This window comes from Neoroseomonas oryzicola, from assembly GCF_012163135.1.
GTDB lineage: Bacteria > Pseudomonadota > Alphaproteobacteria > Acetobacterales > Acetobacteraceae > Neoroseomonas > Neoroseomonas oryzicola.
This window is the reverse complement of record NZ_JAAVUP010000014.1, coordinates 26,978-51,053: the sequence shown is the minus strand read 5'-3', so window position 1 is coordinate 51,053 and position 24,076 is coordinate 26,978. Positions and strand designations below refer to the sequence as shown.

Here is a 24,076-nt window from a genome sequence, read left to right as displayed (position 1 = left end):
CGGGGATTTCGGGGAGGGGCCTCGTCCGCACGCCCTGCGTCACGCGTGCGCCATGCCCCTCCCCGAAATCCCCGATGAAAATTCGAGGTTTCCAAAGGCCCTTAGGCCTCTGGCGGGTGGGGTCCGGAGGGGCGGCGCCCCTCCGGTCGCCCGCCCCATGATCCGCGCCGCCCTCCTCGCCGCGGCAGCGCTGCTGCTCGGTGCCGTGCTGCTCGACCGCATCTTCCCGCCGGACCTGGCGCGCCTGAACGCCACGGGCGTCGAGGTGTTCGACCGTGAGGGGCGCACGCTGTCCGTCCTTCCCGCGCCAGGCGGCACTTGGCGGCTGCGGACCACGACGGCCGACGTGCCGCCGCAGCTGGTCGACCTGCTGATCGCCGCCGAGGATCGCCGCTTCCGCGCGCATCCCGGCGTCGATCCGGTCGCACTCGCGCGCGCATCGGTGCAGTGGATCCGCGCGGGGCGCGTCGTGTCGGGCGGGTCGACGCTGACCATGCAGGCGGCACGGCTGCTCGAACCACGGCCGCGTACGCTGCGATCGAAGCTGATCGAGATCTTCCGCGCCGTGCAGCTCGAAGCGCGCTTCAGCAAGGACGAGATCCTCGGCATCTGGCTGACCCTCGCGCCGCAGGGCGGCAATATCGAGGGCATCCGGGCGGGCAGCCTCGCCTGGTTCGGGCGTCCGGCGGCGCGGCTCGACGCGGCGGAATCCGCGCTGCTCGTCGCCCTCGCGCGGCGGCCAGGCGCGCTGCGGCCGGATCGCCATCCGGAGAATGCCCGTGCAGCGCGGGATGCGGTGCTCGCGCGGCGCGGCGGCCCGGCGGCCGGCCTGACGCCCGAGGATCGCGACCTGGCGCTCGCCGCCGCCATGCCGGACCGGCGCCTGCCCATGCCCCGCCTCGCCCCGCATCTGGCGCGGGAGATGGCGCGTGGCGCCGCGGGCAACGTCGCGCTGACGCTCGACGCGCCGCTGCAGCGCGCGACCGAAAGGCTGGCTGCCGACATCCTGCCCACCCTGCCCGATCGTGTGGCGCTGGCGATCGTCGTCGCCGAGATCGGCACGCGCGAGGTCCGCGCGTTGATCGGCGGCGAATGGGGGGCTGAATCCCGCGCCGGTGCGCTCGACCTGACGCGCGCGGTGCGCTCGCCGGGCTCGGCGCTGAAGCCCTTCCTCTACGCCATGGCCTTCGAGCGCGGCATCGCCCAGCCGGGCACGCTGATCGCCGACCTGCCGCGCCATTTCGGCGCCTATGCGCCGGAGAATTTCTCGCGCGACTTCGCCGGTCGCGTGACGGCGGCGGATGCGCTGCGCATGTCGCTGAACCTGCCGGCGGTCGCGCTGCTCGACCAGATCGGCGCGCTGCGTTTCGCCTCGGCGCTGAAGGCCGCGGGCGCGGGTCCGCGCCTGCCACGCGGGGCGGATGCGTCGCTGCCGCTCGCGCTCGGCGGCGCGGGAACGACGCTGCGCGACCTGACCACGCTCTACGCCACCATCGCCGACCATGGGCGCGCGATCCCGTTGCGCCTGACGCCGGGCCCTGTGACCGAGGCGCAGCAGGCGGTGGAACGCCGTGCCGCGGATGCGGTCGCCGCCATCCTGGTGCAGAACTTCCCCGGTGGCGGGCCGGCAGGCGTGGCGTGGAAGACCGGCACCTCCTGGGGTGGGCGCGATTCCTGGGCGATGGGCTTCGACGGGCGCCATGTCGCAGGCGTCTGGATCGGCCGGCCAGATGGCACGGCGATGCCGGGGGCGACCGGGCGCCAGGCGGCGCTGCCCGTCCTCGCGCGCGTCTTCGCGTTGCTGCCGGAAGCACCGCTGCAGCGGATGCGGGTCGTCGCCGATGCACCGCGGCAGCAGGCACCGGCCGACCGGCTGCGGCTGCTGTTCCCTCCGCAAGGCGCAGCGCTTGCCGAAGGCGCGGGGCCGGTCACGCTGCGCGCGGCGGGCGGGCGGCGGCCCCTCGCCTTCCTCGTCGACGGCGCGCCGATCGAACATGAAGCCGCGCGCCGCGAGGCTGCCTGGGTGCCGCCGGGGCCGGGCTTCTACCGCATCACGGTGCTGGATGCGGATGGCGCGGCGGCCTCGGCCGCGGTGCGCGTCAGAGCGGCGGATGCGCCGGTGGCCGGCGCGCCTGAGATCCGGCTGATCCCCGCCTCGTCGCGCTAGACGTCGAACCCTTCGGGCGGCAGGCCCGCGACATGGCGTTCGTGCATCCGGCGGAAGGCGATGCCCGCGTCCCGCGCGAAGCGCGCGCTGTCGAACAGCGGGCAGGTCGGCAGGTTCGCGGCAAGCCGCGCGCGCATGCCGCGCAGCCGTTCGGGATCGCGTGCCAGGGCGAGGGCCAGCGCCTCGTACTCCGCCTCGCTCGTCGTGATCAGGTCCGGCATCCCGGCCGCGCGCAGCAGGCTCGCCGCGACGCGCGCCTGGAAGGCGCGGCCTTCCAGCGTCAGCACCGGCAGCCCGGCCCAGAGTGCGTCGCTCGTCGTCGTGTGCGCGTTGTAGGGCAGCGTGTCGAGGAACAGGTCGGCCAGCCGGTGCCGCGCGATGTGGTCCGCATTCGGCGCGCGCTTCGCGAAGACCAGGCGCGCCGGATCGATGCCGTGCGACGCCGCGGCCTGCTGCAGGTTGCGCGTCGCCGCCGGGTTCTCGTCCAGCAGCCAGAACACCGAGCCCGGCACCGCGGCCAGCAGCCGCATCCAGATCGCGAAGGTGCCGGGCAGGATCTTCCAGCAATTGTTGAAGCAGCAGAAGACGAAGCCGCCCTCGGGCAGGCCGGCCTCGGCGCGGGTCGGGACGTTGCCGCCGATCTCGCGCCGGTCGTCATTCGGCTGGTAGGCCTGCGGCATCCGCACCACCTGCTCGGCGTAGAAGCGCTCGTCGCCCGGGGGCACCACCGTCGGGTCGGCCAGGATGTAGTCGGCGAAGGACGCGCCGATGGTGCCGGGATAGCCGAGGAAGTTCACCTGCACCGGCGCCAGGCCGCGCGCGAACAGCGCCGTGCGCGCCCCTTGCGTGTAGCCGTTGAGGTCGACCGCGATGTCGAGGCCTGACCGCCGCGCGAGGTCCATCACCGCCTCGTCCGGCATCGGCGTGCAGTCGTGGAAATGGTCGACGCCGGCCTTCACGCGTTCGGCCATGGCGTCGATGATCTGCGGGCCGATCGAGAAGGCGCTGACCTCGAACACCTCGCGGTCCAGCAGCTCGAGCATGCGGACGCAGAGGCGCAGCGTCGGATGGCTGCGGAAGTCGGTCGAGATGAAGCCGATGCGGATGCGCGAGCCGGGCGGCGGCGTGGGGATCGCACGCCGGATGGCACCGAAGTTCACCTCCACGTGCCGCCGCGCCGAGAGGAGGTTCAGTGCCGGATCGTCGGCGAGGCCCAGCATCTCGAAAGGCCCGGCATCGACCGTCCCGGCGGCGACGCCGGTGCGGATCAGCGCCTGCAGGTCCTCGATCCCGCTCCAGTCGCAGCCGCGCAGCTTGGTGAAGGCGAGCGAGGTCAGCACATGCGCCGTCGTGCCCGACTTCCCGCGCGCCAGCGCGGCCTCATAGGCCGCGACCGAGCCCGCGAGGTCCGAGGTCCGCGCGAGCGCGGTGCCGAGATTGGCGTGCGCATCCGTCAGATCGGCCTCGAGCGCGATAGCCTTGCGGTAGGCGCGGATCGCCGCGTCGTGATCCTTCGCATCCGTCAGCGCATTGCCGAGGTTCACCAGCGCGTCGGCGCTGTCCGGCGCGATGCGCAGCGCGGCCTCGAAGGCGGCGATCGCCTCGCGCAGGCGCCACATCTTCCGCAGCGTCACGCCGCGGTTGGAATGGGCCTCCGCACTCTTCGGATTCGCCGCGATGGCGCGGTCATGCATCGCGAGCGCCTCGGCATGGCGGCCGAGCGCATCGAGCGCGAGCGCCTGTCCGCTGAGCGGCTTGTCCGACTTCGGGTCGGCCGCCGCGGCGCGGGCGAAGGCGGCGAGCGCCTCCTCCCCCCGCTTCAGCCCAAGCAGTCCCTTGCCGAGTGCGAGCAGCACCTCGGTCGTCGCCGGGTGGCGCGCGGTGAAGGCGGTCAGCGCCTCGACGGACTCCGCATCGCGGCCCAGCGCCTGCAGCGCGGTGGCGAGGTTCGCCGTCGCGCCCGCATGGGTGGGCTGGAGCGCCAACGCGGCGCGGAATGCCTCGACCGCCTCCTCCTGCCGCTTCAGCCCGGCGAGGCAGGCGCCGCGGTTGCAGTGCAGGTCGGCGTCGATGCCCGGCAGGCGCCGTGCGATGATCTCGTCATAGGCCGCGAGGCCCTCGGCGAAGCGCCGCAGTTCAAGCAGCGCATCGGCGAGGTTGAAGCGCGCGAAGTGGAAATTCGCATCCGCCGCGAGCGCGCGGCGGAAGGCCTCGGCCGCCTCGGATTGCCGGCCCAGTGCGCGCAGCACGTTGCCCATGTCGTTGAGCAGCTGCGGATGCCCCGGCACGCGGGCCAGTGCGGCGCGGATCGGCTCGAGCGCCGCCTTCGCCTCGCCCTTGGCGAACAGTGCGAGGCCGAGCAGGTGGTTGAGCTGCGGATCCGCCTTGCGGCGCGGCAGCAGGGCGCGATAGGCGCGGATCGCCTCGTCCAGCCGGCCGGCCTGGTGCAGCGCCATGGCGCGGGCGAGGTCGGGATCGGTCATCTGCTCTCCTCGCTCAGCGCACCAGGCCGAGCAGCCACATCGCGCCGACGCCGACCGCGATTGCCGCGGCCAGGTTGCGCGTCGTCGCCTGGGTCACGACGACCGCGGCGGCGGCCACGAATCCCCTGGCCCCCTGCGTCGCCAGCGCCGGGGCCACATAGGCGATGAAGATCGGTCCGGGGAGGTGCTGCAGCATCACCTCGACGAAGCGCGGCGGGCGCAGGGCGCGGAACAGGGCGTAGCCGCCCGCCCGGCAAAGGTAGGTCGCCAGCGCCATGCCGAGGATGGCGAGCAGCACGTCGGTGCGCAGCGTCATGCCCGGCGCAGTTCCAGCCACGCGCCGAGCGATGCCCCGGACAGCGCGCCCGCCAGCAGCGGCCAGGGCGCGCCGAGCCCGGCCCGCCAGGCCAGCAGCGCCACCGCCGCCGCGAGCGCCCAGGGCAGCAGGTCCCGCCGCACGCCCTGCCAGACCGGGACCAGGATGGCGCAGAAGGTCGCCGTCGCCGCGAAATACAGCGGATGGCCCGGCGGCAGCCGCACCACCGCGCCGAACACGTGCCCGAGCCCCACCGCGACCAGCCAGAAGGCCCAGAGCATCAGCCCGACGCCCAGCAGATAGGCGGCGTCCCGTCCCCCGCGGCGCTGCTCGGCCGCCGACATGGCGTAGGAATGGTCCACCAGCGTCGCGAGCGTGCCCCACAGCTTGAGGCCCCTCAGCCGGTCCAGCCACGGCGCCAGCGCCGCGCCCATCGGCGCGAGGCGCATGTTCACCACCAGCGCGGCGAGGCTCGCCCCCAGCACCGGCGCCGGCTCGGTCCAGAGTTCCAGCGCCAGCAGCTGCGAGGATCCGGCGAAGACCAGCGCCGACATGGCCAGGGTCTCGAGCAGCGAGAGTCCCTTCGAGTCCGAGATCACGCCGACCACGATGCCGAAGGGGAAGGTCCCGACGACCAGCGGGATCGCGGCCCGCGCCCCGCGCAGCGCGCCGTTCAGGGTGAAGCTGACGCCGGATCCGCTCATCCGCGTCGTGCCGCGAGCAGCCGGTCCTCGGCGGTGGCGGGGTCCATCGACAGCGCGCGGCGCGCGACGGGCTGGGCGAAGCCGCCGCGGGCCAGGGCGGCGAGCGCCTTGCGGCGGGCGTCCAGGTCCTCGGCGGCGCGGGCGAAGGGGCCGATGCGGCGGCGGCGGCAGAAGGCGAGCGCGGCGTCGAGCTCGGCGTCCTCGCCTTCGGGCAGGGCGGCGGCTGCGGTTTCGGCGTCCACGCCCTTGGCGGACAGGTGCGCGGCGATGGCGCGACGGGACCGGCCGGCGCGGGCCAGGCGCCGGGCGCGGCTTTCGGCGAAGGCAGCGTCGTCCACCGCGCCGGCCGCGGTCATGGCGGCGGCGACCTCGGCGGCAGCGGCGCGGGCGCGGGCGGCGGCGGCGGCGATGGCCTCGCGCGGCTGGCCCTCGGCCTCCGCGGCGCGGGCCCAGCGGTCGACGCGGCGTTCCAGCACGCGGCGCAGCCCGGCCTCGGTCGCGGCGAAGCGCGCGAGATGGGCAAGCGCCGCCTCCCGCAGCCGGGCCGCGTTCGGCGCCTGGCCGGCCGGGCGCGGCTGCCGGCGGCCACGCCCCTTCCCGTCGTCCCGGTCGATGGACATGGGCGCCTTCTCGCATGGGGCGGCGGCGGGCCCAAGCGGCGGCGCATGCGCCTTGCGCGGGGCCGGGTCCGCGCGACAGGCTCCGGGCCGGGAGGCATCCGGACATGACCCGCCTGGCCCTTGCCATCCTCGTCCTGCTGACCGGCGCCGCCGCCGGGCAGACACCAGGCACCGTCCTGCCACGGCCGGGCAATTCGCCCTGGCGCTGCGGCGAGAAGACCTACTGCACCCAGATGACGAGCTGCGCGGAGGCGATGTTCCACTTCCGCACCTGTGGCCTCGTGCGCCTCGACGGCGACCGGGACGGGGTGCCCTGCGAACGGCTCTGCGGCGGCGGCCGCTCGACACGGCGGCGCTGACCGCCTATCCGCCGGCGGCTTCACGACGGAGGAACCGCCATGCCCCAGCCCGCCCATCCCGCCGCCATCAACGGCCTGACCCTCGCCCAGGCCGAGACGATCGCGGATGCCGCGCTGGCCAAGGGCCGCGCGCTCGGCCTGCTGCCGCTCTGCGTCGTCGTGCTCGACGCCGGCGGGCAGCTGAAGGTCGCCAAGCGCGAGGACGGCGCCTCGATCCTCCGGCCCGAGATCGCCACCGGCAAGGCCTTCGGCGCGCTGGCCATGGGCTTCGGCACGCGCGAACTGGCCCGCCGGGCCCAGGCCGTGCCGGGCTTCACCAACGCGCTGTCGGACCTGACGGGCGGCCGTGCCGTGCCGGTGCAGGGCGGCGTGCTGGTGCGCGATGCGAACAACGTGCTGCTCGGCGCCGTGGGCATCAGCGGCGATGCCTCGCCCAAGGACGAGGAATGCTGCATCGCCGGGATCGAGGCCGCGGGCCTCAGCGCCGACCACGGCGATCCCGCCTGAGCGGGAAACCACGCGCCGGGCAGGGCGTTGAACGGGCATCGGTTCGCGAAGGAGAACGACGATGCCCCGATCCATCCTGTCCCGCGCCGCGGTGGCGCTGCTGGTCGCGGGCGGCGTCGCCGCCTGCGACGTGACGGACCGCCAGAATGGCGACCCGCCGGGTTCGGCCGTCGGCCGCGCCACCGACCGGGCGCTCGGGACCAACATGTCCGGCGCCTATCCGCAGCAGGCGGACGGGACACGCGCCAACCCGTCCGGGACGGCGCTGGAACGCGCGGTCGACGCGCCGGCACCGACGCGGCGGTATCCGGGGGCGCCCAACCTGTAGGGGCGGACGGGGAGGGCGCCGCCCTCCCCTCACCCCACCCGCCAGAGGCCGAAAGGCCTCTGGACACCATGATATGTCGCCGCCCAGGTCGGTATTGGCCGCCTGCCCCTTTTTCAGCGGCGCCATTTGCGCCATTCTCCGCCCTTTCCCCGCGCCAGCATCGCGGTGGTCGCGCTCGCCCGCGCGGGGGAAACACGCGGAGAGTGGATTCAGTGATCCCCGCCCTGATGCCGACCTACAACCGTGCCGACCTTGCTTTCGAGCGGGGCCAGGGCGCGCAGCTGTGGACGGTCGATGGGCGACGATTCCTGGATTTCGGCGCTGGCATCGCGACCAGCAGCATCGGCCACGGCAACCCCCACCTGACGAAGGCGATCGCCGAGCAGGCGGGCCGGGTGATGCACGTCTCCAACCTCTATCGCATCCCCGAGGCCGAGCGGCTGGCCGCGCGCCATGTCGCCAATTCCTTCGCCGACAGCGTCTTCTTCGGCAATTCGGGCGCCGAGGCGAACGAGGGCATGATCAAGGCCGTCCGCAAGTATCACGCGGAAACCGGCCACCCCGAGCGCTACGAGATCATCTGCTTCGAGGGCGCCTTCCACGGGCGCACGCTGGCGACGCTCGCGGCCACCGGGAACGAGAAGTACCTCGCCGGCTTCGGCCCGCCGGTCGAAGGCTTCCAGCACGTGCCCTTCGACAACATGAACGCGCTGCGATCGGCCATCAGCGGCAAGACCGCGGGGATCATGATCGAGCCGGTGCAGGGCGAGGGCGGCGTGCGCCCCTGCTCCGACCGGTTCCTCCAGGAGATCCGCGCGGTCTGCGACGAGTACGGGCTGCTGATGGCGCTCGATGAGGTGCAGTCCGGCATGGGGCGCACCGGCAAGCTCTGGGCCCACCAGTGGGCCGGGATCGAGCCGGACGTCATGTCGGCCGCCAAGGGCATCGCCGGCGGCTTCCCTCTCGGCGCCGTCCTCGCCAAGGAGAAGGTCGCGCAGTTCCTCAAGCCGGGGACGCATGGCTCGACCTATGGCGGCAACCCGCTCGCCTGCGCGGCGGGCAACGCGGTGCTCGACGTCATCCTGGCGCCGGGCTTCCTCGAGGGCGTGCAGCGCGTCTCGGCGCATCTGTGGCGCGGGCTGGAAGGCCTCGTCGCGAAGCACCCGAGCGTGGTCGAGGCCGTGCGCGGCCGCGGCCTGCTCTGCGGCCTGAAGCTGAAGCCCGAGGTCTCCAACGGCGACATGCAGGGTGCCGCGGTCGCCGAGGGCCTGCTCACCGTCGCGGCGGGGATGAACGTGCTGCGCCTGGCGCCGCCGCTCATCATCACCGAGGCCGAGGCGGACGAGGCGGTCGAGCTGCTCGACCGCGCCTGCCGCCGCATGACGCCGTCCACCGCCAAGGTGGCGGCGAAGTGAGTGCTGTGCTGAAGCCGATCAGCGGGGGGCCGAGCGCCCCCCGCCACTTCCTCGAGATCATGGACGTCGACGCGCCGACGCTGCGGCGGATGCTCGACCTCGCGGAAAAGGCCAAGCGGGGGGAGGTCACGGACCGTCCCCTCGCCGGCAAGACCGTGGCGCTGATCTTCGAGAAGCCGTCCACCCGCACCCGCGTCTCCTTCGAGGTGGGCATCCGCCAGTTGGGCGGCGAGGTGGTGGTGCTGTCGTCCAAGGACATGCAGCTCGGCCGCGGGGAGACGCCGAAGGACACGGCGCGCGTCCTGTCCCGCTACGTCGACGCGATCATGATGCGCACCGACGACGTCACCAAGATCCGCGAGATGGCCGCATACGCGACCGTCCCGGTGATCAACGGGCTGACCGACGTCTCGCATCCCTGCCAGATCATGGCCGACGTGATGACCTTCGAGGAGCATCGCGGCCCGATCGCCGGCCAGGTCGTCGCCTGGACCGGGGACGGCAACAACGTCGCGCAATCCTTCATCCAGGCCGCGGCGCGCTTCGGCTTCATCCTGCGCATCGCGACCCCGCCGGAACTGGCCCCGCCCGCCGCGCTGATCGACTGGGCGCGCGCGCAGGGCGCCAGGATCGAGCTGACGACCGACCCCGAGGAAGCGGTGAAGGGCGCGCGCTGCGTCGTCACCGACACCTGGGTCTCGATGGCGGACGAGCGCGACGGCAAGGGCCCGGCGCGGCACAACCTGCTCGCGCCCTACCAGCTCAACGCCGCGCTGCTGAAGCACGCGGCGCCGGATGCGATCGTCATGCACTGCCTGCCCGCCCATCGCGGGGAGGAGATCACCGACGAGGTGATGGACGGCCCCCAGTCGGTGGTATTCGACGAGGCGGAGAACCGCCTGCATGCCCAGAAGGGCGTGCTGCTCTGGTCGCTCGCCGGCGGCTGAGGCCCGCAAGCCCCCGGGCGTCTTGGACGCGGCGGCCGGGGGACACTATCTAGGGGCCTGAACATCCAGGCCCACCCGTGTCCAGTCCTACCGATCCCTCCGCCACGCCCGACTTCCTCAACCATGACCGCCCGCCCGTGCCCGACATCGTGGTCGCGCGCGGCGTGCAGCCCTTCCATCTGCGCGACAAGCCGGTGCGCGGGCGGCTGGTGCGCCTCGGCGCGCTGGCCGAGGCGCTGCTGTCCCGCCACGACTACCCGCCGGTGGTCACCACGCTCGCCGGGCAGGCGTTGGCGCTGACGGCAGGGCTCGCCGCGGCGCTGAAGTTCCGTGGCTCCTTCAGCCTGCAGGCCAAGGGGGACGGGGCGGTGCCCATGCTGCTCGCGGATTGCACCGATGGCGGCGCGCTGCGCGGCTATGCGCGGCCGAACCCGGACAAGCTCGCGCCGCTGCTGGGCGACGGGGCGGAACCCTCGGCCGCGGCGCTGCTCGGCCAGGGCTACCTGGCCTTCACCTGCGACCAGGGTCCGGACATGGACCGCTACCAGGGCATCGTCGCCATCGAGGGCGAGAGCCTGACCGAGATGACCGGGACCTATTTCCGCACATCGGAACAGCTCGCGACCCATGTGCACCTGGCCTGCGCGAAGACCGAGGCCGGCTGGCGTGCCGCCGCGCTGATCCTCGAGCGCGTGGCAGGTGCGGGCGGCATCGGCGCCGAGCTCGACGCCGAGGCGCAGGACGATGCCTGGCGCACCGCCCTCGCCCTCGCCGGGACGTTGACCGATGCCGAACTGCTCGACGACGCCCTGCCCGGCGAAAGGCTGCTGCACCGGCTGTTCGGACTGGAGGGGCTGGCGCTCGACCGCGCCCGCGCGCTCTCCTACGGCTGCCGCTGTTCGCGCGCGAAGCTCGCGGGCGTGCTGGGCGGCTTCAGCGCGGAGGACCTCGACCACATGGCGGAGGACGGGACCATCACCATGACCTGCGAGTTCTGCAACCTGGGCTTCCGCTTCGACCGGGCCGAGCTGCCCGGCGCGGAGCGCTAGGCCCGTGGCGCTGTCCCGCCGCGCCGCCATCGCCACCTCCCTCGGCCTTGCCGCCTGCGGCGGGACGCCGGAGGAGCCGCCGCCCCCGCCCGCCGGCCCGCCTTCGTACAGCCACCTGCTGCCGCTGCGGCTCGCGGTGGGACGGATCGAGGTGGCGGGCGCGACCGAACCGAATGCGACGCGCACCATGCCGCCCGTGCCGCTGGTCCCCGCCGACGTGATCCGCACCATGGCCCAGGACCGGCTGCAGGCCGCCGGCGGCCCTGGCTCCGCGCGCTTCCGCATCCAGATCGCGACGCTGACGCGGGAGGTCTCCTCGGGCGGGATGTTCAGCGCGGCGAGCGAGCGCCTGTCCTGCATCATGCGCTGCCGGCTCGAGATCCTCGGCGAGGATGGATCCCAGGTCGGCTTCGTGGATGCCGAGGCCCGCCGCGGCCTGGTCGCCGCCGCATCAAACCAGGTCGAGCGCGCGCGGTCGGCGGAATCGATCGTCCGCGCGGCGGGCGACGCGCTGAACGTGGAATTCGAGTTCCAGGTGCGGCGGAACCTGCGATCCCTGCTGCGCGCGCCCGAGACGCCGGGCGCCGCGCCGCCCGCCGAAGGCGCGCCTGCCACGCCCGGCGAGCCCGTGCCCACCATCGTGCCTGCCCCCGCCACCTGACGGAGACCGCTGCCATGGCCCGCGTGACCTTCTCGAACCCCGACGGGGCGCCGAAGCCGGCCTCCCGCTATTCCCAGGCCGCACTGATCGAGGGCGAGGGGAAGCGGCTGGTGATCTCGGGCCAGGTGGGCGTGGCGCCGGACGGCACGCCGGTGGCCGATCCGGTCGCGCAGATCGACCAGGCGCTGGCCAATCTCGGCGCGATCCTGGCGGCCCATGGCATGGCGCCCGCGAACATCGTGAAGATGACGGTCTTCCTCACCGACACGGCGCTGATCAGCGCCTGGCGGGGCAAGCGCGACGCCTTCATGGGCGGCCATGCGGCGACCAGCACGCTGCTGGTCGTCGCCGCGCTCGCCAGCCCGGCCTTCAAGGTCGAGGTGGAGGCCGAGGCGGTCGCCTGACTACCAGGCGCCGTCCAGCCTCGCGCGTGCCGCGGGGCCGAGGCGGATCGGCTCGGGCGGATCGAAGCCCTCGTTTTCCGGCAGCGGTGCCTCGCCCTTTTCCGCCCCGAGGGCGAAGACGGATTTCAGCGCCGCGACGATGCCGGATCCCTCCTTCGCGGGCTGATCGGCATACCATTCGAACCAGGGCAGGCCGGCGCGGGCATAGTCCGCGGCGGTGGGCGGGACCGTCGGCGGCGCCTCCCCGGTGATGGCGCGCCAGGCGAGGCTGTTCGCCAGGTGCACGAAGCAGCGCGACCGGACCGAGAGGTCCCAGGCGTCGCGCTTCTCACGGGGCCTGGCGATCTCCTGAACGATGGACCCGCCAGGGGCCAGGCCCATCGCCATGGCCGGGGCGGCCGCGGGCGGGGGGAGCGGCATCGCGAGCGCGTCGAACGGGACCGGGCGGATCGCGGCCTCCCGCGCCGCGCGGCGTTCCTCCCAGATCGCCGCCTTGATCGGGTGGGCGAGCAGTTGCACGCCGCCATGCTCGGCCTTGCCGGTGACCTGTTCCTCGGCCGTGTAGCCGGCGCCGAGGGGCATGGCGACGAACTGGCGCACCACGCCCTTGGACACGCAGAAGCCGTCGAGCCAGGGCTGGCCGGGCACCTCGACAAAATCCTGGTCGGCGAAGTCGGGGGCGTTGTCCCAGGGCTTGCCGTTCACCGCGTTCACCTTCCCCGCCGCGACCTTGAGCAGGAAGGGGTAGCCGTTGGGGGAGGAGAAGTTCAGCCAGCAGGCCTCGGCCTGCCACATCGGCATGGCGACGCCCCCGCGCTTGATCCAATCCGGCGGCACGCGCGCCGGGTCGAGGTCGTCCACCGCGCGCAGCGGGAAGCGGCCGAAGCCGGGCGGCAGGCGGTGCCGCTTCCCGTCGTCGGGCACGCGCAGGGTGCGCTGGAACTCGACGCGCAGCACGGCGTCGCGGTGGATGTCGGGAAACTCGAAGAGGAGCGCGTCGCGGTCGAGGCCGAGGGCCATGGCGGTGTCCTTCCGGGTCTTACCAGTCGCCGTCGCGGATGCGGCGGATGGTGCGGCGAAGCTCGGGCTCCGGCAGGTCGCGCAGGGCGCGGACGGCCTCGGCCAGGGCGGGGCGGGCGAGCAGCGCGGCGGTGACGTCCTCGGCCACCCGGCCGGCAAGCGGAAGCAGCGCCTCGGCCTCCAGCCCGAGATCGGCGGCGATGGCGCGCAGGAAGGCCTCGGTTGGCCGCTGCGCGCCACGCTCGACCAGCGAGAGATAGGTCGCCGAGACGCCGAGCCGGCCGGCCACGGCGCGGACCGAGTAGCCGCGCGCATCCCCGGCCGCGCGGGCGAGGCGGGCACGGCGCAGGCGGGGGCCGAGGTCGGGATCGTCGCTCACAAGTGTAAAGTGCACACTTTACATTCTGGCGTCAAGAAAAAGGGCCCGGCGCCTGGCCGGGCCCCTGCCCCGTTGCGTCGCTCAGCCTTCGCCGGCGCCGCGGGTGCCCTGGATCATCGCCATGAACTCGCGCCGCGTGGAGGCATCGTCGCGGAAGGCGCCGAGCATGCGCGACGTGACCATCGACACGCCCGTCTTGTGGACGCCGCGCGTGGTCATGCACTGGTGCACCGCCTCGATCACCACCGCGACGCCCTTGGGCTTCAGCACGTCGTTCAGGGTGTTGGCGATCTGCGCCGTCATCTTCTCCTGGATCTGCAGGCGCTTGCCGTAGGCCTCGACCACGCGGGCGAGCTTGCTGATGCCGACCACGCGCCCGTTCGGCAGGTAGGCGACATGCGCCTTGCCGATGATCGGGCACATGTGGTGCTCGCACATGCTCTCGAGCCGGATGTCGCGCAGCACGACCATCTCGTCATAGCCCTCGACCTCCTCGAAGGAACGGGCGAGGAGCTCGACGGGGTCGTCCTCATAGCCGCAGAACCATTCGCGATAGGCCTTGGCGACGCGCTTCGGCGTGTCGAGAAGCCCTTCGCGGTTGGGGTCATCCCCCGCCCAGAGCAGCAGGGTGCGGATCGCGGCCTCGGCTTCGTCCTGGGTCGGGCGCGCGAGGCTGGTTGCCTTGTCATCCGTGCCGGGGGCGGAGGGGAGTTGGATGTTCACGGGCTCGGTCTTTCCATGGACGGGGCGCATTCGCCGGGGAAGGCCGGCGGTCGCGTCACGGACGCATCGTCTGGGATGCAGATGGGAGGGTGCCGCGACTCCGCAACCCGTGCGGCGTCAGTGAACCCGCCCCGAGGGCTGGTGCGGGCTGTCGAGGCTGAAGGCCGGGATCGCCACGTCGAAGGATTCGCCGCTGTCGGTCACCACCATGTGGTAGGCGCCGTGCATGAAGCCCGATGCGGTCGCGAGCGGCGTGCCCGAGGTGTATTCGAAGCGCCCGCCGGGCTCGAGCACCGGCTGTTCGCCGATCACGCCCGCGCCGTGCACGGTCTGGGTGCGGCCGAGCCCGTCGGTGATGTGCCAGGTGCGACGCATCAGCTGCACGGTCTCGCGGCCGACATTTGCGATCTCGACGCGATAGGCCCAGACGAACTGGCCGCGATCCGGCTCGGACTGGTCCGCCAGGTAGAAGGCGCGGACCGACACCCGGATGTCGCGCGTCGTCGCGGTGAATTCGTCCTTCCTGGCCATGCCCCAAGCCGCTCCCGGCTATATTTGAAGACCCGGATGGGGTGACTTGTCCACAGGCTGACAACCTCGTGAACGCGCCGAATCAGGCCCTTTGCATCGCCGCGGTGGCCACGCCAGCGCCCACCAGCAGGGTCCCGCCGGTCCGGTTGAAGGCGCGACGGACCGCCGGACGCGCCACCGCGCCCGACAGCCGCGCCGCAAGAAGCGCGTAGATTCCGGCGTTTACGGCCGCGAGCGTCACGAAGGTCGCCACCAGCACCACCGCCTGCGGCAGGAAGGGGCTGCCCGCATCGACGAAGAGCGGCACGAAGGCGACAAAGAAAGCGATGGATTTCGGGTTGAGCGCCGTGACCACGTAGGCGTCGCGGAACGCCCGCCGCGCCGAGACCGGCGGCTGGGCTTCCTCCGCCACCGGCGCGCGCCACAACTTCACGCCGAGCCACACCAGATAGGCCGCGCCGCCGAGCTTCAGCACCGTGAACAGCGTCGCCGATGCCGCGAGCAGCGCGCCGAGGCCCGCCAGCGACAGCGTCATCGCCGTCAGGTCCCCCAGCGCGACGCCGGCGACGAGCGGCAGCGCCGCCCGCCGCCCGGCCCCGAGCGATTGCCCGATCACCAGCAGGATGGTCGGGCCGGGGATCGCCAGCATCACCGCGGTGGCGGCGACGAAGGCGAGCCAGGTCTCGGTCGTCATGGCTACTCCGCCGCGCGCGCCGGGGCGGCGTTGGCCGCGTCGAGCGCCTCGCTCAGGTCGTCGATGATGTCGGCCACGTCCTCGAGCCCGACCGACAGGCGCACCGTGCCGTCGGTGATGCCGAGGCGCGCGCGTTCCTCCGCGCCCACGCGCATGTGCGTGGTCGTCGCCGGATGCGTCGCGAGCGACTTCGAATCACCGAGGTTGTTCGAGATGTCGATCAGCCGCAGCGCGTCCATGAAGCGGAAGCAGGCTTCCTTGCCGCCCTTCAGGTCGAAGGTGACGAGGGTGCCACCCGCCGACATCTGCGCCTGGGCGAGCTTCTGCTGCGGATGGTCGGCGCGGAAGGGATAGAGCACGCGCGCCACCTCGGCCCGTTCGGCCAGCATGTCGGCGACGGCCGCCGCAGAGCGGCACATGGCGGGGACGCGCAGGTGCAGCGTCTCGAGCCCCTTCAGCACCACCCAGGCGTTGAACGGGCTGAGCGAGGGGCCGGTGTTGCGGATGAAGGGCTGCAGCACGTCATCCACCCACTTCTTCGACCCGAGCACCGCGCCGCCGAGCACACGGCCCTGGCCGTCGAAATGCTTGGTCATGGAATAGACGACGACGTCGGCGCCGAACTGCAGCGGCTTCTGCAGCAGGGGCGTGGCGAAGACGTTGTCCACGACGACGATCGCACCGGCCTTGTGGGCTAGGTCGCAGACCGCCTTCATGTCCACGATCTCGAGCATCGGGTTGGACGGCGTCTCGAGCAGCACGAGCGCCGCGGGCTTCGACAGGGCGGATGCCCACTGGGCGAGGTCGGCGCCGTCGACGAATTCCGTCGCGATGCCGTAGCGCGGCAGCAGGGTCGAGACGATCCAGTGGCAGGAGCCGAACAGCGCGCGCGAGGCGACGACGCGGTCCCCGGTCTTGAGGTGCGAGAGCAGCGCAGCATGGACGGCGGCCATGCCGGTCGCGGTGACACGGCAGGCCTCGGCGCCTTCCAGGGCGGCGATGCGGCCTTCGAGCATCGAGACGGTCGGGTTGCCGAAGCGCGAATATTGGTAGTGCTCGACGGTGCCGGCGAAGGTCGCCTCGGCCTGGGCGGCGCTGTCGTAGACGAAGCCGGAGGTGAGGAAGAGCGCCTCGCCGGTCTCGTCGAAGCCCGAGCGCATCTGCCCGCCGCGCACGAGCAGGGTGGCGGGGCGGAGCGGGCGGTTCGGGCTTTTCGTGGCCATGGGGCGGCACCTTCACGTCGATGACGGCGTCCGGCCCCTTCGCGGGCGGCGGATGCGGGGCATCCGCGCGGCCGTTTAGCGCGCTTGTTTTCCGCATCGTTTCCGATGCGACCCCGAAGGGACCTCGCCGCAAGCTGGCCGGACAAATCGCGAGGGGCGTCACCGCCGGGGGTGTCGTTACGCCCGGCCGGGGCGGCGGGTCAAGCGGCCCGTCTTGCCGGGGGGCGGGCGGCCCGCCTATAGAGGGGCGGTTGCGGGCGTAGTTCAGAGGTAGAACGTCAGCTTCCCAAGCTGAATGTCGTGGGTTCGATTCCCATCGCCCGCTCCAGCGCCACCTGAGGCCGCCCCGCGTCGGCCGCGCTGCTCAGCGCAGACCCGTCAGGATCAGCATCAGCCCCGCCTCGACCTCGATCACCGGCCGGTTCGGGCCGAATGACGAGGCGCCGACACCGATGTCCCTGAGTACCGCCGCGTCAAGCCGTCCCAGCGCGTCCTGCGTCTGCCGGATCGCCCGCCGCGCCCGGACGCGAGCCATCAGCCCGGCCGCGCCGCGCGCGAACGCCGCGAAGGCGCCGTCTTCGCCGGTGGTCGAATAGGTCTGTCCCGTCGTCTGCGACATCTTCCGTCTCCTGCTGCTGCCGGGGGAGGAGGAAGCATCCCGACCGGCGACGACAGGACCTTGCGCCGCGCCCGCTTGCCGCCCGTTTGGCCGGGCGTCATGCCGCACGCCGGCGGGTGTTAAATCGCTGTTAAACGCGCGAGGTGCCGGCTCTAATCCCCGCACGCCTTCGCATGGGGGAAGGACGGCGTGCCACTGCGGCTGCTCGGAGAGATCGGGCTCGAGGGCGGGACGGGCGAAGCCCTGCGGTTGCCGACACGCAAGACGGCGCTGCTGCTCGCCTTCCTTGCGCTCGCCGGCACGGCGCGGTCGCGCCGGGAAGCGCTCTGCGCCGCCTTCTGGCCGGACCGCGGCGACGCGCAGGCGCGCAACAGCCTCCGCCAGGGCCTCGCGGCCATCCGCCAGGCGCTGGCCACCGATCCCGAGACCGGGCTGCGCCTCGAAGGCGACGTCGAGGCCGTCCACCTGCTCGGCCGGCCGGAGGATGTCGATGCCTGGCAGTTCGACGCCTTGGCAGCGTCGACGGCGCCAGAGGCCCTGGCACGCGCCGCAGCGCTGTGGCGCGGTGACCTTCTGGAAGGCATGACGCTGCCCGAACCGCTCGACCAATGGTTCGCCCCGCACCGGCAGCGCTTCCGCGAGAAGGCGCTGCTGCTCGCCGAACGGCTGAGCCTTGCCGAGGACGGCGCCGCCGTGGAGGCCGGCGCCGCGCTGGCGGAACGGCTGCTTCTGCGCGACCCGGCGGCCGAGGAAGCGCATCGCGCGCTGATCCGCCTGCACCTTCGCCATGGTCGCGCCGCCGCCGCGCGGCGGCAGTTCGAGACCTGCCGCGAGGCGCTGCGCCGCGAGCTCGACGCCGCGCCCGACCCGCAGACCGAGGCGCTGCTGGCGCAGCCCGTGCCAGCCACGCGCGCGGCTGCGCCCACGCCCGAACCGCGTGGACGGGAACGTCCGGCGATCATCGTCATGCCCTTCGACAACCTCAGCGGCGCAGCCGACGACTACTTCGTCGACGGCGTGGTGGAGGAGATCACCTCGGCGCTGTCGCGCGTGCGGGACTTCTTCGTCATCGCGCGCCAGAGCGCCTACACCTACAAGGGCCGCCTGGTCGACGTCCGGACCATCGGACGGGAACTCGGCGTCAACTACGTCGTCGAGGGCACGGTGCGGCGCGGCGGCGACCGGCTGCGCATCACCGTCCACCTCGTCGATCCGGAGAGCCGCGCGCAGCTCTGGTCCGACCGCTACGAGGGTGCGACCACCGACGTCTTCGAATTCCAGGACCGCATCGCCGCGCAGGTCGCCGGCGCCATCCACCCCGCCGTGCGCAATGCCGAGATCGATGCCGCGCGTCGCCGCCCGCCCGGCGGGCTGCGTGCCTACGATCTCGTGCTGCGCGCGATGCCGAGGATCTGGGCGCAGAACGCATCCGACAACGCGGAGGCCATCGCGACGCTCCGCCAGGCGATCGAGGCGGAGCCGACCTATGGCCGCGCGCATGCGCTGCGGGCCTGGTGCCATGCCCAGGCCGTCGTCTACCTCTGGAGCGGGGCACCGGAGGCCGACCGGGCGGCGGCAGCCGAGGCGGTGGAAGCGGCCTCCCCCCTGATCGCCGACGACCCGACGGCACTCGCCGCGGCCGGCGCAGCGATCAGCCAGTGCCTCGACGACCTCGACCGCGCGGGGGCATTCATCGAGGCGGCGCTTGCGCTCGAACCCAACAATGCCTGGGCCTGGGCGCGCCATGGGTGGCTCGCGATCTATCGCGACGAGGCGGACCGCGCGGTCGAATCCTTCGAGCGCTCCCTCGCGCTGAACCCGCTCGACCCGATGGCCTTCAACCTGCGCATCGGCATCGCCGTGGCACTGTCGCTGCGCGGCGACAACGCGGAGGCGCTGCGGATCCTGCGCGACGTGCTGCACCAGCACCCACAGATGGCCTGGGCCAACCGGCAGCTCGCCCTCATGCTTGCCGAGACCGGCGACATGGAAGGCGCCAGGGCGGCGATCGCGCGGCTGCGCGCGGTGACGCCCAATGCCTCGATCGCCCTGCTGCGGAGGACCCACCCGATCCGCCACCTCGGGCCGCGCTTCGAACGCATGGTCGCAGCCTGGCGCGCCGCCGGCCTGCCGGAGGCATGAGGACCGCGGCGCATCGCCCCCGTCGCTAAGCCTCGTGAATACTTTGCATCCCGGATCGCGGCCGGATCGAATATGAATTCGCCTGCTGTCGTTCCGCGGAACGGCGGAACACCGGCCGAGCCTGGGGCCATCGCGCATGCGGTGGTGGTGGGGGCTCCTCGGCCGGGCAGGTTCAGGCGCCGGTTCCCCGGCGCCTCAATCTGCGAACGGGGCCGGCCCAGGCGGCCCCATGCTTCGCGCCGTCAGGCCTTGACGATCAGGGCATCCACCGCGACCGCGTCGCTGCCCGCGACGATGATCGGGTTGACGTCGAGTTCCGCCACCAGCCCGCGCTGGTCGGCGATGAATTCCGACAGCCGCGCCACGATCTCCGCCAGCCGGTCGAGATCGGCCGCCGGCGCGCCGCGGAAGCCCTCGAGCGCCGCGCGCCCGCGCAGGCGCTCGAACATCGACCGCGCCTCGGCCTTCGTGACCGGGGCCAGCGCCAGGGCTGAATCGCGCATCAGTTCCACCAGAACGCCGCCCAGGCCCGCGACGATCAGCGGGCCCATCAGCGGGTCGACGCGGCCGCCGACCATCACCTCGACGCCCGGCTTGGCCATGGGCTGCACCAGCACGCCGTTGATGCGCGCATTGGGCGCGTGGTGCTTCGCGTTCGCCATGACGGCGCGATAGGCGTCGCGCACCTCGGCCGCGTCCTTCAGCTTCAGGCGGATGACTCCGGCCTCGGTCTTGTGCGGCAGGTCGGGGCTTTCGACCTTCATCGCGACGGGGAAGCCGAGCGTCGTCGCGGCCGCGACCGCTTCCTCCTCGGTCTGGGTCAGCTTCTCGGGCACCACCGGCACGCCATAGGCGGCGAGCACGGCCTTGGCCTCGCGCTCGGTCAGCGTGCGGTCGCCCGCGGCCTTGATCAGCGCCCCAGCCTCGGCCGCCGCCTCGGGGCGCGAGACGCGCGCGTAGCTGCGTGGCCCGGCGGCGCGGCGTTCCTCCCGCGCATGCCAGTGCGACAGCGCGGCGAAGCAGCGGTCCATCGACCGGAACAGGCCGATGCGCGGGTTCTGCTCGGCCTCCTTGGACCCGAAGCCCTCGAGCCATTCGGTCGTCCAGACCACGCAGATCGGCTTGTCCGCCTTCTCGGCGATGGCGGCGAGTTCGCCGGGGCGCTTCGCGGAGAGTTCCGTCGAGTAGATCTGCGCGTAGATCAGCGCGCCGTAGTGGTCCTCGCCCAGCATCGCGCCGGCGCAGGCGGTCAGGCTCTCGGGGTCGTTCGCCACCTGCGCCGTTACGTCGCAGGGATTCCGCGCCGAGCCGAAATCCGGGATGCGGGATTCCAGGATCGCGCGCACCGGCGGCGTGGGCTGCGGCAGCGGCACGCCATGCGTCTCGGCCTTGTCGGCGGACATGATCGCCGCCCCGCCCGAGACGGCGACCACCGCCACGCCCCGCGCCTTGGGCGGCGGCGCCTTGGCGAGGAAAGAGGCGGTCTCGACCAGCGCCTCGAAATCCTTGACCACGATCGCGCCGGCACGCTCGAAGGCCGCGAGGTAGGCGGCGTTCTCGCCGGCGAGGGATCCGGTGTGCGACATCGCCGCCGCGGCGCCGGCCTCGCCCGTCCCGAGCTTGAAGACGACCAGCGGCTTGTTGGCGCGGTCCGCGACCTCGGCGGCCTGGATGAAGCGCATCGGGTCGGGCATGCCTTCGAAGACGCAGCCGATGGCGCGGCAGGTCGGGTCGTCGGCAAGGAAGGAGACGCAGTCCGCCACGTCGACATCCGAGGAATTTCCCGTGGTCAGCAGGTGGCTGACCGACACGCCGCGCATCACCGACTGCGCCAGAGAGAAGCCGAGCGCACCCGACTGGCTGACCAGGCCCACCGCATGCGGCAGCGGCGCTTCCATCGGCGGCGGGATCATGAAGGTCACGCCGGCCTTGGTGCGGAAGTTCAGCATGCCGATGCAGTTCGGCCCGACGATGCGCATCCCCGCATCGCGCCCGATCTGCGCGAGGCGCCTCTGCGCCGCGATATCGTCGTCGCGCCCGGTCTCGGAAAAGCCCGAGGCGTAGATCATGATGCCGCCGACGCCCGCCTTGGCGCAGTCGGTCGCGATCTCCTCCACCGCGTCCTTCGCGACGACGAGGATGCAGCAATCGGGCACCTCGGGCAGCGCGGCGATCGAGGGAAAGCAGGCGCGCTCGCCGATCTTTTCGTAGCGCGAATTCACCAGGTAGAGCCGGCCCGTATAGTCCTTCAGCGCCTGGATGGTGCGGTCCGCGAAGGAGCCCGCGCGGGGACTCGCGCCGATCACGGCGATGGAGGCGGGATCGAACAGGCGGGCCATGTCGCCGTGGCGATAGACGGCGCGGCTCGTGACGGTCATGCGGACGCTTCCCCTGGGTCTTGCTTTCGGTCGGCCGAGCCTAAGGGCGGTGGCGCGCCTCGTCACCCCCGGGGCGGCGCGTCCAGCGAGGCCAGCACGGCGTTGGCGTAGCGCGCATCGTCGGTGACCTCGCGCCCTGCCCAGGCCGGGACCGCGAGCGGATGGTCCGGCGCGGGCAGCTCGACCTCGGCGATCACGAGGCCGGCGAGCGGGCCCTCGAAGACGTCGACCTCCCAGGTCAGGCCGCCCTGCGTGACGAGGTGGCGCGTCTTGGCGACGCGGCGGCCGGCGCACAGCGTCGCCAGCATCGCCTCGGCGTCGGCGAGCGGCACCGGGTATTCGAATTCCGGGCGCACCAGGCCGCCGGGGCCCTTGATGGTGAGCTTCGCGGCGCCGTCCGCGACGCGCACGCGCACCGTCACGCGGTCCTCCCGCGCCAGGTAGCCCTGGTCCAGGCGATGGACGCCCGTCACCCCGCTTCGCCAGGCCTCCCCGGTGACGAGGAAGCGGCGTTCGATCTCGATCCCCATCGGGTGCTCACTTCATCAGGATATAGGTGCCGGGAGCGGCGCCGAGCGGCGGCAGCCCGCGTCCCGGCGCGCCCATGGAGGGCGGGGCGACCATCTCCGCGCTGCCGGCCTTGACAAGCCACTCCGCCCAGGACGGCCACCAGGACCCTTCCTGCCGCGGCGCGATCGCCGCCCAGGAATCGGGGTCGAGGTAGCGGTCGTCATGCACGCGCGTCATGGCCTGGAAGTGCCGTCCGTCCTTGCCCGGCGGGCTGACGATGCCGGCATTGTGCCCGCCCGAGGTCAGCACGAAGGTCACGTCCGTGTCGCTGAACAGCGAGATCTTGTAGACGGACCGCCAGGGCGCGATGTGGTCCTTCAGCGTGCCGACGGCGAAGATCGGTGCCTCGATGTCCGACAGCGCGATGACCCGACCTTCGACCGCGAAGCGCCCGGCGGTCAGGCGGTTCTCGAGGAACAGGCCGCGCAGGTATTCCCCGTGCATGCGCGCGGGCATCCGCGTCTGGTCGGCGTTCCAGGCAAACAGATCGGTCATCGGCGTCCGCTCGCCGAGCACGTAGTCCCGCATCAGCCGCGACCAGACCAGGTCGTTCGACCGCAGCGCCTGGAAGGCACCGGACATCTGGTTGGTGTCGAGGAAGCCCCGGTCCCACATCATGTCCTCGAGGAAGGCGAGCTGGCTTTCGTCGACGAAGAGCATGAGCTCCCCGGCCTCGGCGAAGTCGGTCTGCGCGGCGAACAGCGTCAGGGAGGCGAGCCGGTCGTCGCCGTCTCGTGCCATGGTCGCCGCCGCGATCGACAGGATGGTTCCGCCCAGGCAGTAGCCGCAGCCGTGCACGCGCCGGTCCGGCAGGATGGTCGAGACGGCATTGAGCGCCGCCATCACGCCTTCCCGGCGGTAGTCGTCGAGACTGGTGTCCCGGTCGCGCTCATCCGGGTTCTTCCAGGACACCATGAAGACGGTGAAGCCCTGCCCGACCAGCCAGCGGACCAGCGAGTCCTCCGGCATCAGGTCGAGGATGTAGTACTTCATGATCCAGGCAGGCACGATCAGCACCGGTTCGGCATGCACCTTGGGCGTCGCCGGCTCGTACTGGATCAGCTCCATCAGCTCGTTGCGGAAGACCACGCGGCCGGGGGTGATGGCGAGCTCATGGCCGGGACGGAAGGTCTCGGCCCCCGGGGGCGGCGCGCCGGTGACGCTACGTTCCAGGTCGTCGAGGAAGTTCCCCGCGCCCCGCACGAGATTGGTGCCGAATTCGGCGAGCGTCCGCTGGCCGATCGCCGGATTCATCCAGGGCAGGTTCGACGGCGCCCAGACATCGACAATCTGGCGCAGCATGAAGGCCACCTGGTCGGCATGGCGATGAGACAGGCCGGGTACGCCGCGAGTCGCCTCGGTCCACCAGGCCTCGGTCAGCAGGTGCGCCTGGGCCAGGGCATTGAAGGGGAAGGCGTGCCAGGCGGGATCGGTGAAGCGCGCATCGCCGTTGTTGGCGCGGATCAACGGCGGCGCGTCCGTCCGCGTCGCCGCGTGGCGCAGCCAGAGCAGCCAGCGCAGCCCCTGTATCCAGGCGCGGGCGGCGAGTTCCATCCGCTTGCCCGGCGCGCGCGAGAGATGCACCGCCCAGTCGAGCCAGGCACCGCTGATGGCGGTGGGGGACAGGCCCTGGGTGATCCTTGCCTCAGCCGCGCGGAGGACGCGGTCGAAGGTGCGGAAGGTCGGGCCGAACTGCGCCTCCTCCGGCGCGGCGGCCGGCGGTGGCGGCGGAACAGGACTGGGTGCGGTGACGGCGGGCGCCGCGGCAGGCTTGCGCGGCGCGCGGCCCGGGCGGGGTGCGCTCATGGCCCCTTCTAGCGCAGCGCGGCCGCCGCGT

General features: G+C 72.6%; 24 protein-coding genes and 1 tRNA gene. 11 read left to right on the top strand and 14 right to left on the bottom strand.

Going from position 1 to position 24,076, the window contains the following annotated elements:
* The first annotated feature begins 157 nt into the window (after positions 1 to 157).
* Positions 158 to 2,167, top strand: a complete 2,010-nt coding sequence (gene pbpC / locus GWK15_RS23145) for a penicillin-binding protein 1C (protein WP_168043773.1) — start codon at positions 158 to 160, stop codon at positions 2,165 to 2,167.
* On the opposite strand, the gene GWK15_RS23140 is transcribed toward pbpC, so the two are convergent.
* From GWK15_RS23140 to GWK15_RS23125, 4 genes are read right to left on the bottom strand one after another with little or no spacing between them, the layout of a single operon-like run.
* The gene (locus GWK15_RS23140; protein WP_168043772.1) at positions 2,164 to 4,650 is read right to left on the bottom strand and encodes a tetratricopeptide repeat protein; all 2,487 of its coding nucleotides are present in this window, start codon (positions 4,648 to 4,650) and stop codon (positions 2,164 to 2,166) included. The genes pbpC and GWK15_RS23140 overlap by 4 nt on opposite strands.
* Before the next feature lie 13 nt (positions 4,651 to 4,663).
* Entirely contained in the window at positions 4,664 to 4,966 is a 303-nt protein-coding gene (locus GWK15_RS23135) for an AzlD family protein (protein ID WP_245211852.1), read from the bottom strand.
* Positions 4,963 to 5,670 carry an AzlC family ABC transporter permease gene (locus GWK15_RS23130; RefSeq protein ID WP_168043771.1) on the bottom strand — a complete coding sequence of 236 codons (708 nt, stop codon included), beginning with the start codon at positions 5,668 to 5,670 and terminating at the stop codon, positions 4,963 to 4,965. The genes GWK15_RS23135 and GWK15_RS23130 overlap by 4 nt, the downstream gene beginning before the upstream one ends.
* On the bottom strand, positions 5,667 to 6,290 hold the full coding sequence (locus tag GWK15_RS23125) for a RecX family transcriptional regulator (RefSeq protein WP_168043770.1): 624 nt from the start codon (positions 6,288 to 6,290) through the stop codon (positions 5,667 to 5,669). Before GWK15_RS23125 ends, GWK15_RS23130 begins: the two co-directional genes overlap by 4 nt.
* Before the next feature lie 104 nt (positions 6,291 to 6,394).
* Here GWK15_RS23125 and GWK15_RS23120 point away from each other — a divergent pair, with 104 nt between their 5' ends.
* The 8 genes from GWK15_RS23120 to GWK15_RS23085 all read left to right on the top strand — a co-directional run bounded on the left by GWK15_RS23120 (position 6,395) and on the right by GWK15_RS23085 (position 11,960).
* The gene (locus GWK15_RS23120; protein WP_168043769.1) at positions 6,395 to 6,649 is read left to right on the top strand and encodes an excalibur calcium-binding domain-containing protein; all 255 of its coding nucleotides are present in this window, start codon (positions 6,395 to 6,397) and stop codon (positions 6,647 to 6,649) included.
* A 39-nt stretch (positions 6,650 to 6,688) separates the two neighbouring features.
* Positions 6,689 to 7,156, top strand: coding sequence for a GlcG/HbpS family heme-binding protein (locus GWK15_RS23115; protein WP_168043768.1), 468 nt, complete (start codon positions 6,689 to 6,691; stop codon positions 7,154 to 7,156).
* Positions 7,157 to 7,217: 61 nt separating this feature from the next.
* Complete coding sequence (locus GWK15_RS23110; protein WP_168043767.1) at positions 7,218 to 7,484, top strand: hypothetical protein; 267 nt, start codon at positions 7,218 to 7,220, stop codon at positions 7,482 to 7,484.
* A 212-nt stretch (positions 7,485 to 7,696) separates the two neighbouring features.
* Positions 7,697 to 8,899: an aspartate aminotransferase family protein gene (locus GWK15_RS23105; protein WP_211844082.1), complete on the top strand. Its 1,203-nt coding sequence runs from the start codon at positions 7,697 to 7,699 to the stop codon at positions 8,897 to 8,899.
* The gene (argF, locus tag GWK15_RS23100; protein ID WP_338147321.1) at positions 8,896 to 9,846 is read left to right on the top strand and encodes an ornithine carbamoyltransferase; all 951 of its coding nucleotides are present in this window, start codon (positions 8,896 to 8,898) and stop codon (positions 9,844 to 9,846) included. Before GWK15_RS23105 ends, argF begins: the two co-directional genes overlap by 4 nt.
* A 77-nt stretch (positions 9,847 to 9,923) precedes the next feature.
* Positions 9,924 to 10,895, top strand: a complete 972-nt coding sequence (gene hslO, locus GWK15_RS23095; protein ID WP_168043766.1) for an Hsp33 family molecular chaperone HslO — start codon at positions 9,924 to 9,926, stop codon at positions 10,893 to 10,895.
* 4 nt (positions 10,896 to 10,899) lie between these two features.
* Positions 10,900 to 11,556: a hypothetical protein gene (locus GWK15_RS23090; RefSeq protein ID WP_168043765.1), complete on the top strand. Its 657-nt coding sequence runs from the start codon at positions 10,900 to 10,902 to the stop codon at positions 11,554 to 11,556.
* A 14-nt stretch (positions 11,557 to 11,570) separates the two neighbouring features.
* Positions 11,571 to 11,960 carry a RidA family protein gene (locus tag GWK15_RS23085; RefSeq protein WP_168043764.1) on the top strand — a complete coding sequence of 130 codons (390 nt, stop codon included), beginning with the start codon at positions 11,571 to 11,573 and terminating at the stop codon, positions 11,958 to 11,960.
* On the opposite strand, the gene GWK15_RS23080 is transcribed toward GWK15_RS23085, so the two are convergent.
* The 6 genes from GWK15_RS23080 to metZ all read right to left on the bottom strand — a co-directional run bounded on the left by GWK15_RS23080 (position 11,961) and on the right by metZ (position 16,530).
* Positions 11,961 to 12,980 (bottom strand): hypothetical protein, encoded by a 1,020-nt coding sequence (locus tag GWK15_RS23080; protein ID WP_168043763.1) that lies wholly within the window; start codon positions 12,978 to 12,980, stop codon positions 11,961 to 11,963.
* A gap of 19 nt (positions 12,981 to 12,999) precedes the next feature.
* Positions 13,000 to 13,359, bottom strand: a complete 360-nt coding sequence (locus tag GWK15_RS23075; RefSeq protein WP_168043762.1) for a helix-turn-helix domain-containing protein — start codon at positions 13,357 to 13,359, stop codon at positions 13,000 to 13,002.
* 81 nt (positions 13,360 to 13,440) lie between these two features.
* Entirely contained in the window at positions 13,441 to 14,082 is a 642-nt protein-coding gene (folE, locus tag GWK15_RS23070; protein WP_338147320.1) for a GTP cyclohydrolase I FolE, read from the bottom strand.
* A 117-nt stretch (positions 14,083 to 14,199) separates the two neighbouring features.
* Positions 14,200 to 14,613, bottom strand: a complete 414-nt coding sequence (gene apaG, locus GWK15_RS23065) for a Co2+/Mg2+ efflux protein ApaG (protein WP_168043760.1) — start codon at positions 14,611 to 14,613, stop codon at positions 14,200 to 14,202.
* 82 nt (positions 14,614 to 14,695) lie between these two features.
* A complete protein-coding gene (locus GWK15_RS23060) occupies positions 14,696 to 15,307 on the bottom strand; it encodes a LysE family translocator (protein WP_168043759.1) in 612 nt (203 codons plus the stop codon).
* A 2-nt stretch (positions 15,308 to 15,309) separates the two neighbouring features.
* Positions 15,310 to 16,530: an O-succinylhomoserine sulfhydrylase gene (gene metZ, locus GWK15_RS23055; protein ID WP_168043758.1), complete on the bottom strand. Its 1,221-nt coding sequence runs from the start codon at positions 16,528 to 16,530 to the stop codon at positions 15,310 to 15,312.
* 253 nt (positions 16,531 to 16,783) lie between these two features.
* Here metZ and GWK15_RS23050 point away from each other — a divergent pair.
* Positions 16,784 to 16,858, top strand: a tRNA-Gly gene (locus tag GWK15_RS23050).
* Positions 16,859 to 16,894: 36 nt separating this feature from the next.
* Here the strand turns inward: GWK15_RS23050 and GWK15_RS23045 are convergent.
* On the bottom strand, positions 16,895 to 17,149 hold the full coding sequence (locus tag GWK15_RS23045; protein WP_168043757.1) for a DUF1127 domain-containing protein: 255 nt from the start codon (positions 17,147 to 17,149) through the stop codon (positions 16,895 to 16,897).
* 189 nt (positions 17,150 to 17,338) lie between these two features.
* Between GWK15_RS23045 and GWK15_RS23040 the strand changes: the two genes are divergently transcribed.
* The gene (locus GWK15_RS23040; RefSeq protein WP_168043756.1) at positions 17,339 to 19,291 is read left to right on the top strand and encodes a BTAD domain-containing putative transcriptional regulator; all 1,953 of its coding nucleotides are present in this window, start codon (positions 17,339 to 17,341) and stop codon (positions 19,289 to 19,291) included.
* A 242-nt stretch (positions 19,292 to 19,533) separates the two neighbouring features.
* Here the strand turns inward: GWK15_RS23040 and GWK15_RS23035 are convergent, their stop codons facing one another.
* The 3 genes from GWK15_RS23035 to GWK15_RS23025 form a co-directional block, all read right to left on the bottom strand.
* Positions 19,534 to 21,669: an acetate--CoA ligase family protein gene (locus GWK15_RS23035; RefSeq protein ID WP_168043755.1), complete on the bottom strand. Its 2,136-nt coding sequence runs from the start codon at positions 21,667 to 21,669 to the stop codon at positions 19,534 to 19,536.
* A gap of 62 nt (positions 21,670 to 21,731) precedes the next feature.
* Positions 21,732 to 22,199, bottom strand: coding sequence for a CYTH domain-containing protein (locus tag GWK15_RS23030; protein ID WP_168043754.1), 468 nt, complete (start codon positions 22,197 to 22,199; stop codon positions 21,732 to 21,734).
* A 7-nt stretch (positions 22,200 to 22,206) separates the two neighbouring features.
* Complete coding sequence (locus GWK15_RS23025; RefSeq protein ID WP_168043753.1) at positions 22,207 to 24,045, bottom strand: PHA/PHB synthase family protein; 1,839 nt, start codon at positions 24,043 to 24,045, stop codon at positions 22,207 to 22,209.
* Between the last annotated feature and the right edge of the window lie 31 nt (positions 24,046 to 24,076).